The organism is Novosphingobium sp. B 225 (assembly GCF_002198665.1).
Lineage (GTDB): Bacteria > Pseudomonadota > Alphaproteobacteria > Sphingomonadales > Sphingomonadaceae > Novosphingobium.
This window is the reverse complement of the sequence record NZ_MWLM01000064.1, coordinates 104,015-116,164: the sequence shown is the minus strand read 5'-3', so window position 1 is coordinate 116,164 and position 12,150 is coordinate 104,015. Positions and strand designations below refer to the sequence as shown.

Sequence of the window (12,150 nt, the reverse complement as noted above, 5' to 3'; positions counted from 1 at the left end):
CGCGGGTGACGGGGCTGCGGCACTTTTTGCGCACCGGACCCTTGAACCTGCGGCCCGTGATCCGCATAGGGAAAGGATGAGCGACACTTCTGACAAGCCCGACAAGGGCGACAAGAACAACTGGACCGGCAAGGCCGCGCTGGCGGGTGCGGCGATCGGGTCGGCCGCGCTGGCCGCCGCGCTGCTCTATGCCTCGCGCCGCAAGGACAAGAAGGCCAGGCCAGACCCATCTTCCAGCCGGACGCCGGAGACCGATTGATGGAACCGCTGCGCGAAGTGCAAGGCCGTGCGATTCCGTTCGGCCGCAAGAACATCGATACCGATGTGATCATTCCGGCCAAGTGGCTGAAGACCATCACCCGCGAAGGGATGGGCCGGGGCGCGTTTGAAACGCTGCGCGAAGATCCCGACAACCTGTTCGATTCGGCCGAATTCAAAGGCTCGCCGATCCTGATCGCGGGTGACAATTTCGGCTGCGGGTCCAGCCGTGAACATGCCGCCTGGGCCTTGCTCGATCTGGGCATCACCGCCGTGATCGCGCCCAGCTTTTCGGACATCTTCTCGGGCAACGCCTTCAAGAACGGCATCCTCACGGTGGTCCTGCCGCAAGAAGCGGTTGACCGGCTGATGGAAGTGGCACGGACCGACCCGATTACGGTCGATCTGGAACATCAGGTGGTGACCACCCCGTTCCAGGACCGCTTTCCGTTTGAGATCGACCCATTCCGCAAGGACTGCCTGCTGGGCGGCCTTGACGAAGTGGGTCTGACCCTGGCGCGCGGCGACGCTATCGCCGCCTATGAAAACAGGAACCGGGGCGAATTGCCCTGGCTTGCCAATGGAACGGGAGTAGCCGCATGAAAGCCCTTCGCACCCACGCCCCAGGCGGCCCGGAAACGCTGACCCTGGACGAGGTTGAAAGCCCCCAGCCCGGCCCCGGTCAGGTGCGGGTCAAGGTCAAGGCCTGCTCGGTCAACTTCCCTGACGTGCTGATGATTCAGGACCTTTACCAGTTCAAGCCGCAGCGGCCCTTTTCGCCCGGCGGTGAAGCCAGCGGGATCATCGATGCCGTGGGTGATGGGGTAACCCAGTACAAGGTGGGTGACCGGGTGATCGCCAGCACCGGTAACGGCGGCATGGCCGAAGAGATCGTGGTCGATGCCGCGCGGCTGTGGTCGCTGCCCGATGGGGTCAGCTTTGAAACCGGCGCAGCGCTGATCATGACCTATGGCACCAACATGCACGGGCTGCTCGATCGCGGCAAGCTCAAGGCCGGGGAAACCATGCTGGTGCTGGGCGCGGCGGGCGGCGTCGGGCTGTCGGCGGTGGAACTGGGCAAGGCCTATGGCGCGAGGGTGATCGCGGCGGTTTCCAGTGAAGAAAAGGGCGCGGTCGCGCGGGAACACGGCGCGGACGAAGTGGTGGTCTATCCGATGGGCCCGCTCAGCAAGGACGAATCCAAGGCGCTGGCCGAAGCGTTCAAGGCCGCTTGCGGGCCGAACGGCGCCGATGTGGTCTATGACATCATCGGCGGCGACTATTCCGAACCCGCGCTGCGCTCAATCGCGTGGGAAGGCCGGTTCTGCGTGGTCGGCTTCACCGCGGGCATCCCCAAGCTGCCGCTCAACCTGACCCTGCTGAAAAGCTGTGACGTCTGCGGCGTGTTCTGGGGGGCCTGGGTGGCGCGTGAACCGGCGGCCAATGCCGCGCATATCGCGACCTTGTTCGACCTGCTCAAAGCGGGCAAGATCAACCCGCGCGTATCCGCGACGTTCCCGCTTGAACGCGGCGGCGAAGCGATCGCGCTGCTTGCCAGCCGCAAGGCTGTGGGCAAGGTCGTGGTGACCATGGCCTGACCGGCATCAGGCCGGCGGCACAAACGGGAGATACGGGTATGAAGATCATGGCGATCGCGGCGCTGGCAGCGCTGGGCGCAACCGCAATTGCCGTGCAGGCCAAACCGGCCCCCGCCCCTGCCTCCGCCGGGCCCAGCGCGGCCCAACTGGTTGCCGCACGTCAGGCCGCGATGGCCATGTCGGCCACTTCGGTCAACATGCTAAAAGGGGGCAGCGCCAACGGCATGCCGCTGAAAAGCCTGGCCTTCCCCGCCAACAGTCTGGCTAAATGGGCCGTGGCCATGCCGGCCATGTTTGCCAACAGCACCAAAGGCCAGCCTAGCCGCGCCAGGCCAGAAGTTTGGACCAACAAAGCCGATTTCGCCGCCAAGGCCGATGCCATGGCCCAGGCGACCAAGGCGCTCGCCGCCGCCGCCGCTGCGGAAGACAAGGATGCCTTCGCCTCGGCCCTTGCTTCTACCGGCGCGGCGTGTAAGGGCTGCCACGATTCCTATCAGGCGCCGCCTCCGCCCAAACCGGCGGGCTGAGCGCCGCAGCACGCAAGCCAAGGGACCAACATGACCGATTTCAATGACCGCGAACGCGCCGAGGAAGCCAAGTTCGCGCATGACGAAGAAATGCACTTTCGTATCCACGCCCGCCGCAACCGGCTGCTGGGCCAGTGGGCGGCCGAACGCATGGGCCTGTCTGCGGTCGAAGCTGAATCCTATGCCAAAAGCGTGGTTCAGGCCGATTTCGAAGAAGCCGGCGACGAAGACGTGATCCGCAAGCTGCTGGGCGATCTGGTTTCGGCCGGACAGACCGTCAGCGAAGCCGATATCCGCGCGGCAATGGATGCCAAGGCGATCGAAGCCAAGCGCATGCTGATGGGCGAAGGCTGATGCCAATGCCCGCGGCAGAGATCGTGGCCCTGATCAAGGCTGGGCTGCCCGATGCCGAAGTGACGATGACCGACCTGGCCGGTGACAACAACCATTGGGCCGCGCATGTCGTGTCCAGCCTGTTTGCCGGCAAGCCGCGCGTGGCCCAGCACAAGCTGGTCTATGCCGCGATCGGTGAACGCATGGGCGGCGAACTTCATGCCTTGCAACTGACCACCGCCGTCCCCAACTGAGGGACCGAGGAGTTAACCCGACCATGTCCGACGCCCAGACCCGCATTGCCGAAATCGTCAGCACCAATCCGGTCGTGCTGTTCATGAAGGGCACGCCGCTGTTCCCGCAGTGCGGTTTTTCCAGCCGCGCGATCGCGATCCTCGATCACCTGGGGGTCCAGTACGAAAGCGTTGACGTGCTGCAGGACATGGAAGTGCGCCAGGGGATCAAGCAGTTCTCTGACTGGCCAACCATCCCGCAGCTGTACATCAAGGGCGAATTCGTTGGCGGCAGCGACATCATGATGGAAATGTTCGAAGCGGGCGAACTGCACGAACTGGTGGCCGACCTCAGCCCCGCGAATTGACCGCGCGGCGGGGCACGGCCCCGCCCAGCAAGTCGCTTTCGATTTGCGCGGCCGAAACCGGCCGGCCGATCAGATAGCCCTGGAACACCTGGCATCCGCTGGCGAGCAACTGTTTGCGCTGGCGTTCGATCTCTACCCCTTCGCCAATCACTTCCAGCCCAAAGCTGCGCGCCAGTTTGACGACCGCGTCAACCAGCCCGTCCGCCCCTTCGCTTTCGCCCAGACTGGCAACGAAGCTGCGATCGATCTTGATCTTGTCCACGGCAAAGCGCTGCAACAGGCTGAGGCTGGAATAGCCGGTGCCGAAATCGCCAATGCGAACAGCAGCAGCATGCCGCTCAACGTCATGGCGCTGATCGGCCCCGGCAAGCGGTGCTTGCGGCGGTCGCCCTGTCTGATGGCCCTGAATGGCAACGGCGCCAGCCCCCGGCTGCGCGCTTTCAACCCGGCGGCATAGCGCGTGCGATCCAAGGAAACGGAAAGCCGGCCTAGGGTCAGGACCAATTAACCGCGCCTTCGAGGCGGCAGAATGGCGAACATATCGGACGTAAGTTCCCGCCGGGAAGGCTGGTTGCCTTTCCAAGGGGATTTGTGTCCGAGATGAAAGCCATTCTGCCGTCCCGCAGGGATTTGGCCAGAATGGCCCAGCGCTTCGTCANCCTGAGCCATTCTGACTCAAACCTCGAAGGCGCGGTTAATAGGTCCTGACCCTAGGCACTTTTGCAGATGTTTGGGGAAGTTCTCGGGGAGGCGGGACCGCGGAGACCAGGAGGCGGCCCCGCCTCATTCGAGACTACTTGGGGGTACCAGAAACTATGCACCGACCGTGCCAAACTCAAAAACTGGATAAATTTCCGTCATTTGTGAAACCTGCTCACTGCGAGTTGCCGCGCAAATGTAAAAAGTTCCGACAGGGCAGCCGTGGATTGGGTCCGATTTTGCGCTTGGCAAAGCGGGCCGGCTCTCCCACTCTGTGCGCAAGATGGATGTAAAAGACATATTTGACACTGGCGGCGAAGCCCCGCCGGCCACGCCCGCCGCTACGCTGGTGATCTTTCGCAACGATCCGGCTGGCGGCGCGCCGCAGCTGCTGATGGTGGAACGCTCTGCCGCGATGTCCTTTGCCGGGGGTGCGGCGGTTTTTCCGGGCGGACGGGTCGACGATGCGGACCGCGAACTTGCCCTGGCTCTGGGGGCCTCCGATGATGAGGCCCGCGATGAACTGGCGGCGCGGATCGCGGCGGTGCGCGAAACGCTGGAGGAAACCGGACTGGTGCTGGGCATCCATCAACGCCCCACCCTGGGCGAGGCGCGCCGCGCCCGCGCACTGTTGCTGGATGGCGGTGAACTGGCCCCGGTGCTGACCGCAATGGGCTGGGAGCTTGATCTGGAAGCGCTGGTGCCGTTCGCGCGCTGGCGCCCCAAGCACCGCGAAGTGCGGGTGTTCGATACCCGCTTTTACCTTGCCAATCTGGGCACCGGCGCGGTCGATCTGCTGGTCGATGCAACCGAGAACACCCATTTGTTCTGGTCCAGTGCCCAGGGCGCGCTGGACCTGGCCGAACAGGGCAAGATCAAGGTGATCTTCCCGACCCGCCGCAACCTGGAACGGCTGGCCCTGTTCCAGTCGTTTGATGATGCGCTGGCGCATGTCTCGGTATTCCCCAGCACGATGATCACGCCTTTCATGGAAGTGCGCGATGGAGAGCCATGGCTGATGATCGCGGGCGAAACCGGTTATCCGGTACTGGGCGAGAAGCTGGAAAGCGCGGCACGCGGGTAAGAAAAGACCCCCTCATGCTCAATCGCACGAGGGGGCTGTAGGTGCCGATGGCAGAAGGGCCGCCACCGGTCGGGTCGCAATTTCTCGCTACGGGGATTCGCTGGGTAAATACTGTGACGGATGTCACATCTTTCGCCCGATGCGCTGAAAAACCTGATTTTGTTGCCGCAGAACCACAAATGCTCGGTCCGGGTGGTGCTGCTATGCGCATGCACGAGAAATAAAATTACCAGACGGAGCAGCAAAGGATTGGCGCGCCCGGCAGGATTGTCGCCGCCGCTGCGCGTCGCCGCCGTCTCCGCCCCTGCGGGGCTTCGACTCCGAATGTTCGAACCTTTGGGGACCCGCCAAAACCCGCCACCCCTGCGGGGCGGCAGGTTTTGGCGCGCCCGGCAGGATTCGAACCTGCGACCACCAGCTTAGAAGGCAGGTGCTCTATCCAGCTGAGCTACGGGCGCGCGCGGGGGCTCTCATAGGCGGGGATTGCGCGGGCTGTAAACGGGGTTAGGCTGCGCCGCCATGACCAACCCACTTTCCCGCCTTGATGGCCAGGCCGGCGCGCGGCGCCATTTCCGCTATTTTGACTATCTGATGGCGGCATTCGTTGCGATCCTGCTGCTGTCCAACCTGATCGGGGCGAGCAAGCTGGCGACGCTGGGCGGCTATACCTTTGGCGCCGGGATCCTATTTTTCCCGCTGAGCTATGTGCTGGGTGACGTGCTGACCGAGGTTTACGGCTATGCCAATGCCCGCCGCTGTGTGTGGGCCGGGTTTGCCGCGCTGATCTTCATGGCCTTCATGAGCACAATCGTCGTTGCCATGCCCCCGGCCGATGGCTGGGGCGGACAGGCCGCCTATGAAAGCGTGTTCGGCAGCACCTGGCGGATCGTCGCGGCATCGGTGCTGGCGTTCTGGGCCGGGGAATTCGTCAATTCGTTCGTGCTGGCACGGATGAAGATCCTGACCGGCGGCAAGCATCTGTGGAGCCGCACGATCGGTTCAACCGTATTCGGGCAGGCAGTGGACAGCGCGATTTTCTATCCGGTCGCGTTCCTGGGCACCTGGTCGAACGAGCAGGTGCTGACCGTAATGGTGACGAACTGGCTGCTGAAGGTCACCTGGGAAGTGGTGCTGACCCCGGTGACTTACGCAGTGGTCGGCTGGTTCAAGTCACGCGAAGGGGTGGACGTTTTTGACGAAGGCACCGATTTTTCGCCCTTTGCCAAGGCGGATGCGGTTTAGGCCCCGCCCGAAGACGGGGCCTCACCGGTTATCAGACCTCAGTCCGCGATGAGGCCAATCGCCAGGTAGATCAGCAGCAGCGAACCGAAGCCGAAGATCGTTCCGAGCGCGAAGGCGATACGGACCAAAGTGACGTCCCAGCCAAAGAACTGGGCGATGCCCGAGCAGACGCCCATGAACTTGCCGTTGGCCTTGTCGAGGCGGAAGCCGCGCTGCGAGGGGGTGTTGTTGCCACCCATGTGATCGACCGGGCTCATGCCACGACACTCACATAGGCGCCGGCGAACTGGCTGTGGGCCTGACCGGCCTGCGGGGTCTGGACGGTGGTGCCGATCGAAGCGACCGAGAGCACCAGAGCGAGGGCGGCGGCAGCGGCCTTCTGGCTGAAAGTGTTGAGAGCAAGCATGGTTGGTTCCTTTCCTGAATGTTGGTTCGCAGAGGGTTCTGCGGATGCCACAGTGATTGCAGGGACCGTGCCAGTTTCGAAAAACCCCGAAAATCCAAGCTTTCGTCGCGATGAACGGGAATTGCACCATTGGTTCATTCCCAATATTTGGTGATTTTTCCCAACTTTCAGGATTGGCCTTTCGCGTGACTTCAGCGTGCGGCGGCCCTATCGCGGTGCCATGGCGCTGACGCGGCTCACCCTCACCCACTATCGCAACCATGCGGACAGCCGCCTGGACGGCGCGCGGCAGTTCAACCTGCTGGTGGGGGAGAACGGCGCGGGCAAGACCAACGTGCTGGAGGCACTCTCGCTGCTCGCCCCCGGCCGCGGGCTGCGCCGCGCGGCGCTGACCGATATTCCCGGCCACGGCGGCGACGGCGGCTTTGCGGTGAGTGCCGAGCTGGACAGCGAAGTGCAGCTGGGCACCGGAGTCAGGGCCGACCGGCCCGGCCGCCGTGTGGTCCAGGTTAACGGAGCCGATGCCCCGGCGTTGCGGCTGGGCGAATGGCTCTCGCTCGGCTGGCTGACCCCGGCGATGGACCGCCTGTTCGCCGAAGGGGCCGGCGCGCGGCGGCGGTTTCTGGACCGGCTGGTGCTGGCGCTCGAACCGGCCCATGCCCGCAATGCCAGCCGCCTCGAAGGCGCGCTGCGCGAACGCAACCGGCTGCTGGGCGAAGCGGTGGAGCCTGACCCCACCTGGCTCGATGCGCTGGAAGGCCAGCTGGCCGAAGCTGGCGCATTGGTGGCGCAGGCGCGCGCGCGGCTGGTGGCGCGGCTGTCAGAAGCGCTGGCCGTGCTGCCCGAAGCGCCCTTTGCCCGGCCGCTGCTGGCCTATCAGCCCGGCGGGCCGCTCGATCCCGACGCGCTGGCCGCGGCCCTGCGCGAAAACCGCCGCCGTGATCGCGCCGCTCAGCGCACCCTGGCCGGCCCGCACCGCGACGAGCTCTCGGTCATCATGGCCGGGAAGGATCAGCCCGCCGCCGAATGTTCGACCGGCGAACAGAAAGCCATGCTGATCGCGATCACGCTGGCCCACGCCGGACTGCTCGATCCCGACCGCCCCGGCCTGCTGCTGCTCGATGAAGTCGCCGCGCATCTTGATCCGGTCCGCCGCGCGGCGCTGTTTGACCGGCTGCGGCGCGGCACCGCGCAAGTCTGGCTGACCGGCACCGAACTGCCTCCGTTCGAGGCGATTGCCGGGGAAGCGGCAGTGTGGCGGGTCAGTGACGGGGCGGTAGAGCGGTTGGGTTAAATTACCCCTCCGTCAGCGCTTCGCGCTGCCACCTCCCCATTTGTGCTTTGCAAAAATGGAGAGGGATAAGACGCGGCGGAAAATCCCTCTCCATTTTTCCCGCAGGGACAAATGGGGAGGTGGCANTCCGTCAGCCCTGCCACTTGCTCCACCGTCGCCGCCACCATCAGGTCGATGCCCTGCACGGTCGGGTGGATATGGTCTTGCTGGATCAGTTCGGGCTTGCCCATCACCGGCTGGAGGAAGAACGGCACCAGCGCAGCCTTGTGCTGTTTCGCCAGCGCGGGATAGATCGCATCGAACCGGGTCCGGTATTCCGGCCCCAGATTGGGCGGGGCCAGCATGCCCATCAGCACTGCGGGAATCTTGCGCTGATCCAATTTGGTCAGGATCGCGTCAAGGTTGGCGCGGGTCTGTTCGGGCGGCAGGCCGCGCAGCAGATCATTGCCGCCCAGGCTGATCAGCACCAGCGCAGGGGGCTGTTTCTGGCTGTTGAGCGTGAAGTCCAGCCGCGCGAGGCCGCCCGCGGTGGTATCGCCCGAAACCCCGGCGTTCATGATCTGCGCATTGATCCCGCGCGCCCGCAGCGCTTTTTCCAGATGCGCGGGATAGCTTTGCCCCGGTTCCAGACCATAGCCCGCGAACAGGCTGTCCCCCAGCGCCACCATCGGCACCGCGGGGCCCATCACCGGCAGTTCGGCACTGGGCGGGCCCGCGCTGTCACTGGCAGGAGCAGCCGGGGCAGACCCTTGCCCGCAGGCCGCAAGCAAGGCTGTCATCGCCAGAGCCAGACCCAGGGGGGTTGCAACTGCGGCCTTGTGCTTCCATCTCATGCCTGAAATCTCCTTGCCCTCCCAGCTAAGGCCTCTTGCCCGCGTGACAAGCCCCCTTCCGGCGATCACCGCCACCCAGCTCACCCTTTCCCTTGGCAGTGGTGACCATCAGGTCGAAATCCTGCGCGGGATCGATCTGATCGTGCCGCAAGGGCAGACGCTTGCCCTGCTCGGCCCTTCAGGCTCGGGCAAAAGCAGCCTGATGGCCGTGCTGTCCGGGCTGGAGCGCGCCAGCGGCGGCGCGCTGCAAGTGGCCGGGGCTGATTTTGCCGCGCTTACCGAAGACGAACTGGCCGCCGCGCGCCGGGGCCGGATCGGGATCGTGCTGCAGGCGTTCCACTTGCTGCCGACCATGACCGCGCTGGAAAACGTGATGACCCCGCTCGAACTGGCCGGCCTGCCCGATGCCCGCACCCGCGCCGCGGCAGAGCTGGAGGCGGTCGGGCTGGGCCACCGGCTGACCCATTATCCGGCGCAGCTTTCCGGCGGCGAGCAGCAACGCGTTGCCATCGCCCGCGCGCTGGCCGCGCGGCCCATGCTGGTCTTCGCGGATGAGCCGACCGGCAACCTTGATCACGCCACGGGTGAAACGATCATCGACCTGCTGTTTGCCCGCCGCGCTGAAACCGGGGCGACGCTGGTGATCATCACCCACGATCCGGAACTGGCCGCGCGGTGCCAGCGGGTCATCACGCTGGCGGATGGCCGGATCGTGAGCGACAACGCCGCATGACCCTTCCCTGGTCCACGGCCTGGCGCATTGCCCGGCGCGATCTGTCCGCGCGGTTCCGGGGGCTGCGGCTGTTGCTGGCCTGCCTGTTCCTGGGCGTCGGCGCGCTGGCGGCGATCGGCACTTTGACCGGGGCGATCGAACGCGAGCTGAAAGGGCGCGGACAATCGATCCTGGGCGGAGACGTGCAGATCGAAGTCTGGCAGCGGCTGGCCAGCGCCGAAGAGCGTCAGGCCTTTGCCGCGCTGGGCAAGCTGTCTGGCGGGGTCCGGCTGCAGGCCATGGCTACCCATGGCGCGCTGGCATCCCCGGTTGAACTCAAGGCGGTGGACGCCGCCTGGCCGCTGGTCGGGCGGCTTGCATTGGACGATGGCCGTCAGGTCGGTGCTCCGGCCCAGGGGCAAGCCTGGCTTTCTCCCGATGCCGCCGCGCGGCTGGGGGTAAAGCGCGGCGACAGCTTTGCAATTGGCGGCCAGCCCCTGACTGTCAGCGGGATCATCGCCAGCGAACCAGACCGCTTGTCCGAAGGCTTTGCGCTGGGCCCGCCGGTGATCGTGGCGGAAAGCTTTCCGGCCAGCGCCGGGCTGACCCAGCCGGGGGCGATGTTCCGCGCGCGCTATCGCGTGCTGCTGCCCCCGGGCGGAGAGCCGGTGGCGGCAATCGATGCGCTGAAGGCGCGCTACCCCGCCGCCGGGTTCAGCTATCGCCAGCGCGACAAGGCCGCCCCGGGGGCCGAACGCTTTGTCACGCGGATGGGCGAATTTCTGGTGCTGGTTGGCCTGGCCGCGCTGGTCATCGCCGGGATCGGGATTGGCGGCGGCGTGTCGAGCTATCTTGAAGCACGGCGCGGCAGCATTGCGACGTTCAAGGTGCTGGGCGCAACCAGCGGCGATATTGCGCGGATCTATCTGCTGCAGATCGCCAGCGCGGCCGCGCTGGGTGCGGGCCTGGGGCTGGTCGCGGGCGTGATGGTAACGCCGCTGTTCGCCATGGCGCTGGGCCAGCTGCTGCCGGTTGCACCGGGTCTGGTGCTGGACTGGGCGGCACTGGCACAGGCCAGCGCCTATGGCCTGCTGGTTGCGCTGGTCTTTGCCGCGCCGCCACTGCTGGCGGCCCGGCGGTTCCCGGCCATGGCCCTGTTCCGGGCACGAGTCAGCCCGCTGGGCGGCGCGGCGCGTGAAGCGCTGGTGCCGGTGGGACTGGGCGTGGTGGCGATTGCCGCGCTGGCCATGGCAACGGCAGCGCAGCCGATGGTCAGCGCATTGTTTCTGGCAGGCGCCGCAGCGCTGCTGGGTCTGCTGGGCGCACTAGGCTGGTCGATCCGCTGGGCGGCGCAGCGCGCACCGCGTCCGCGCAGCCCGCTGCTGCGGCTGGCATTGGCCAACCTGCACCGCCCTTCGGTGCAGACCGGGGCGCTGGTGACGGCGCTGGGGTTTGGCCTGTCCGCGTTTGTGCTGCTGGCAGCGGTGCAATCAAGCCTGGACGCCAATATCGCTGCGCGGGTGCCGCAAAAGGCGCCGGACTATTTCGTGCTCGACGTTCCCAAGGACCGCGCCGAAGCCTTCAAGCAAAGCGTCGCCGCGGCCGAACCCGGTGCGCGGATGCGGCTGGTCCCGGCCATGCGCGGGGCAATCCTGGCCTATGGACCAGAGCAGACGATGACCCGTGTGGCCGATCTGAAAGTGATCCCGGATGAAGCCTGGGCGCTGCGCGGCGAACGCGGGCTGACCTATTCCGAAGATCTGCCCGAAGGCAATTCGATCACCGCCGGAAAATGGTGGCCGCGCGGCTATGCCGGCGAACCGCTGGTTTCGATTGATGAGCGGCTGGCTACGTCGCTGGACCTCAAATTGGGGGACATGGTGACAATCGGCCTGCTGGGGGTGGAACGCACCGCCCGGATCGCTTCGCTGCGGCGGATCGATTGGGATACGATGGGCTTCAACTATGTGCTGGTCTATTCACCCAACGCCATTTCCGATGCGCCGCACAATATGGCGGCAACGATCAATTTGCGGGCGGGATCGGACAAGACTGGCTTGCTGCAAACCCTGATCCGTCAGTTCCCCTCCAGCTCGGTGATCGAGGTTGGCGGGGTGCTGAAACAGGCGCGTGAGCTGCTTGGGCAAGTCTCCACCGCGATCCTGGCTGCCGCATCGGTTGCGGTGCTGGCGGGGATAGCGGTGCTGCTGGGCGCAATCGCTGCGGCGCGGGCAAGCCGGCTTTACGACAATGTGATCTTGCGCGTGCTGGGGGCTAGCCGGCGGCAATTGCTGCTGCTGCAGCTGGCCGAATATGGCCTGCTGGCGCTGCTGCTGGCAGGCGTTTCGCTGGCCTTGGGCAGCGGGCTTGCCTGGCTGGTGGTGGTCCAGCTGTTCGAATTTGAATGGCTGCCCGCCTGGGGCACCGTGCTGGCCGTGCTGGGCGCAGGACTGGCCATGGTGATCGCTTTTGCACTGGCCGGTTCGGTGCCGCTGCTGCGGGCGAAACCGGCGCAGGCGCTGCGCGAATTGTGACGCGGCGGGGGCCCGCTGGTGCGAGCCCC

At 65.7% G+C, this 12,150-nt stretch carries 17 protein-coding genes and 1 tRNA gene; 13 read left to right on the top strand and 5 right to left on the bottom strand.

Features of this window, described 5'->3' with window-relative positions:
- Nucleotides 1-76: 76 nt before the first annotated feature.
- The 7 genes from MNBBLIKP_RS13050 to grxD are packed head-to-tail and all read left to right on the top strand — an operon-like array spanning nucleotide 77 to nucleotide 3,317.
- Nucleotides 77-259 carry a hypothetical protein gene (locus tag MNBBLIKP_RS13050; RefSeq protein ID WP_088310693.1) on the top strand — a complete coding sequence of 61 codons (183 nt, stop codon included), beginning with the start codon at nucleotides 77-79 and terminating at the stop codon, nucleotides 257-259.
- Nucleotides 259-861 (top strand): 3-isopropylmalate dehydratase small subunit, encoded by a 603-nt coding sequence (gene leuD / locus MNBBLIKP_RS13045; protein WP_088310692.1) that lies wholly within the window; start codon nucleotides 259-261, stop codon nucleotides 859-861. Before MNBBLIKP_RS13050 ends, leuD begins: the two co-directional genes overlap by 1 nt.
- Nucleotides 858-1,856, top strand: a complete 999-nt coding sequence (locus tag MNBBLIKP_RS13040; RefSeq protein WP_088310691.1) for an NADPH:quinone oxidoreductase family protein — start codon at nucleotides 858-860, stop codon at nucleotides 1,854-1,856. The genes leuD and MNBBLIKP_RS13040 overlap by 4 nt, the downstream gene beginning before the upstream one ends.
- Before the next feature lie 38 nt (nucleotides 1,857-1,894).
- Nucleotides 1,895-2,383 carry a cytochrome c gene (locus MNBBLIKP_RS13035; RefSeq protein WP_088310690.1) on the top strand — a complete coding sequence of 163 codons (489 nt, stop codon included), beginning with the start codon at nucleotides 1,895-1,897 and terminating at the stop codon, nucleotides 2,381-2,383.
- A 30-nt stretch (nucleotides 2,384-2,413) separates the two neighbouring features.
- Nucleotides 2,414-2,737 carry a DUF1476 domain-containing protein gene (locus tag MNBBLIKP_RS13030; RefSeq protein ID WP_088310689.1) on the top strand — a complete coding sequence of 108 codons (324 nt, stop codon included), beginning with the start codon at nucleotides 2,414-2,416 and terminating at the stop codon, nucleotides 2,735-2,737.
- On the top strand, nucleotides 2,737-2,970 hold the full coding sequence (locus MNBBLIKP_RS13025; RefSeq protein ID WP_088310688.1) for a BolA family protein: 234 nt from the start codon (nucleotides 2,737-2,739) through the stop codon (nucleotides 2,968-2,970). The genes MNBBLIKP_RS13030 and MNBBLIKP_RS13025 overlap by 1 nt, the downstream gene beginning before the upstream one ends.
- Nucleotides 2,971-2,993: 23 nt before the next feature.
- Nucleotides 2,994-3,317 carry a Grx4 family monothiol glutaredoxin gene (gene grxD, locus MNBBLIKP_RS13020; RefSeq protein ID WP_088310687.1) on the top strand — a complete coding sequence of 108 codons (324 nt, stop codon included), beginning with the start codon at nucleotides 2,994-2,996 and terminating at the stop codon, nucleotides 3,315-3,317.
- Here the strand turns inward: grxD and MNBBLIKP_RS18310 are convergent.
- The gene (locus MNBBLIKP_RS18310) at nucleotides 3,301-3,633 is read right to left on the bottom strand and encodes an EAL domain-containing protein (protein ID WP_254913061.1); all 333 of its coding nucleotides are present in this window, start codon (nucleotides 3,631-3,633) and stop codon (nucleotides 3,301-3,303) included. The genes grxD and MNBBLIKP_RS18310 overlap by 17 nt on opposite strands.
- Nucleotides 3,634-3,648: 15 nt before the next feature.
- Here MNBBLIKP_RS18310 and MNBBLIKP_RS18305 point away from each other — a divergent pair, with 15 nt between their 5' ends.
- Both MNBBLIKP_RS18305 and MNBBLIKP_RS13010 read left to right on the top strand, forming a co-directional pair.
- Nucleotides 3,649-3,774, top strand: coding sequence for a hypothetical protein (locus tag MNBBLIKP_RS18305; RefSeq protein ID WP_254913064.1), 126 nt, complete (start codon nucleotides 3,649-3,651; stop codon nucleotides 3,772-3,774).
- A gap of 525 nt (nucleotides 3,775-4,299) precedes the next feature.
- On the top strand, nucleotides 4,300-5,100 hold the full coding sequence (locus MNBBLIKP_RS13010; protein WP_176399769.1) for an NUDIX hydrolase: 801 nt from the start codon (nucleotides 4,300-4,302) through the stop codon (nucleotides 5,098-5,100).
- 381 nt (nucleotides 5,101-5,481) lie between these two features.
- Here the strand turns inward: MNBBLIKP_RS13010 and MNBBLIKP_RS13005 are convergent.
- Nucleotides 5,482-5,558 (bottom strand) — tRNA-Arg (locus MNBBLIKP_RS13005).
- Between the two features lie 61 nt (nucleotides 5,559-5,619).
- Here MNBBLIKP_RS13005 and MNBBLIKP_RS13000 point away from each other — a divergent pair.
- Nucleotides 5,620-6,342, top strand: a complete 723-nt coding sequence (locus tag MNBBLIKP_RS13000; RefSeq protein ID WP_088310685.1) for a queuosine precursor transporter — start codon at nucleotides 5,620-5,622, stop codon at nucleotides 6,340-6,342.
- 38 nt (nucleotides 6,343-6,380) lie between these two features.
- Here MNBBLIKP_RS13000 and MNBBLIKP_RS12995 read toward each other — a convergent pair whose 3' ends face one another.
- The gene (locus MNBBLIKP_RS12995) at nucleotides 6,381-6,599 is read right to left on the bottom strand and encodes a PspC domain-containing protein (RefSeq protein WP_088310684.1); all 219 of its coding nucleotides are present in this window, start codon (nucleotides 6,597-6,599) and stop codon (nucleotides 6,381-6,383) included.
- Complete coding sequence (locus tag MNBBLIKP_RS18090) at nucleotides 6,596-6,748, bottom strand: hypothetical protein (RefSeq protein WP_176399768.1); 153 nt, start codon at nucleotides 6,746-6,748, stop codon at nucleotides 6,596-6,598. Before MNBBLIKP_RS18090 ends, MNBBLIKP_RS12995 begins: the two co-directional genes overlap by 4 nt.
- A gap of 220 nt (nucleotides 6,749-6,968) precedes the next feature.
- Here MNBBLIKP_RS18090 and recF point away from each other — a divergent pair, with 220 nt between their 5' ends.
- Nucleotides 6,969-8,042 carry a DNA replication/repair protein RecF gene (recF, locus tag MNBBLIKP_RS12990; RefSeq protein ID WP_088310683.1) on the top strand — a complete coding sequence of 358 codons (1,074 nt, stop codon included), beginning with the start codon at nucleotides 6,969-6,971 and terminating at the stop codon, nucleotides 8,040-8,042.
- A gap of 126 nt (nucleotides 8,043-8,168) precedes the next feature.
- Here recF and MNBBLIKP_RS12985 read toward each other — a convergent pair.
- A partial coding sequence (locus tag MNBBLIKP_RS12985; RefSeq protein ID WP_369678919.1) for an arylesterase occupies nucleotides 8,169-8,710 on the bottom strand: 542 nt, incomplete at its 3' end.
- 208 nt (nucleotides 8,711-8,918) lie between these two features.
- Here MNBBLIKP_RS12985 and MNBBLIKP_RS12980 point away from each other — a divergent pair.
- Entirely contained in the window at nucleotides 8,919-9,608 is a 690-nt protein-coding gene (locus tag MNBBLIKP_RS12980; RefSeq protein WP_254913043.1) for an ABC transporter ATP-binding protein, read from the top strand.
- Complete coding sequence (locus MNBBLIKP_RS12975) at nucleotides 9,605-12,121, top strand: ABC transporter permease (RefSeq protein ID WP_088310680.1); 2,517 nt, start codon at nucleotides 9,605-9,607, stop codon at nucleotides 12,119-12,121. The genes MNBBLIKP_RS12980 and MNBBLIKP_RS12975 overlap by 4 nt, the downstream gene beginning before the upstream one ends.
- The last annotated feature ends 29 nt before the right edge of the window (nucleotides 12,122-12,150 follow it).

What these genes read in the sequence shown, in the direction of transcription:
- MNBBLIKP_RS13050 (WP_088310693.1), top strand. Translation starts at nt 77, where the DNA reads ATGAGCGACACTTCTGACAAGCCCGACAAGGGCGACAAGAACAACTGG.
- leuD (WP_088310692.1), top strand. Translation starts at nt 259, where the DNA reads ATGGAACCGCTGCGCGAAGTGCAAGGCCGTGCGATTCCGTTCGGCCGC.
- MNBBLIKP_RS13040 (WP_088310691.1), top strand. Translation starts at nt 858, where the DNA reads ATGAAAGCCCTTCGCACCCACGCCCCAGGCGGCCCGGAAACGCTGACC.
- MNBBLIKP_RS13035 (WP_088310690.1), top strand. Translation starts at nt 1,895, where the DNA reads ATGAAGATCATGGCGATCGCGGCGCTGGCAGCGCTGGGCGCAACCGCA.
- MNBBLIKP_RS13030 (WP_088310689.1), top strand. Translation starts at nt 2,414, where the DNA reads ATGACCGATTTCAATGACCGCGAACGCGCCGAGGAAGCCAAGTTCGCG.
- MNBBLIKP_RS13025 (WP_088310688.1), top strand. Translation starts at nt 2,737, where the DNA reads ATGCCAATGCCCGCGGCAGAGATCGTGGCCCTGATCAAGGCTGGGCTG.
- grxD (WP_088310687.1), top strand. Translation starts at nt 2,994, where the DNA reads ATGTCCGACGCCCAGACCCGCATTGCCGAAATCGTCAGCACCAATCCG.
- MNBBLIKP_RS18305 (WP_254913064.1), top strand. Translation starts at nt 3,649, where the DNA reads ATGCCGCTCAACGTCATGGCGCTGATCGGCCCCGGCAAGCGGTGCTTG.
- MNBBLIKP_RS13010 (WP_176399769.1), top strand. Translation starts at nt 4,300, where the DNA reads ATGGATGTAAAAGACATATTTGACACTGGCGGCGAAGCCCCGCCGGCC.
- MNBBLIKP_RS13000 (WP_088310685.1), top strand. Translation starts at nt 5,620, where the DNA reads ATGACCAACCCACTTTCCCGCCTTGATGGCCAGGCCGGCGCGCGGCGC.
- MNBBLIKP_RS12995 (WP_088310684.1), bottom strand. Translation starts at nt 6,599, where the DNA reads ATGAGCCCGGTCGATCACATGGGTGGCAACAACACCCCCTCGCAGCGC.
- MNBBLIKP_RS18090 (WP_176399768.1), bottom strand. Translation starts at nt 6,748, where the DNA reads ATGCTTGCTCTCAACACTTTCAGCCAGAAGGCCGCTGCCGCCGCCCTC.
- recF (WP_088310683.1), top strand. Translation starts at nt 6,969, where the DNA reads ATGGCGCTGACGCGGCTCACCCTCACCCACTATCGCAACCATGCGGAC.
- MNBBLIKP_RS12975 (WP_088310680.1), top strand. Translation starts at nt 9,605, where the DNA reads ATGACCCTTCCCTGGTCCACGGCCTGGCGCATTGCCCGGCGCGATCTG.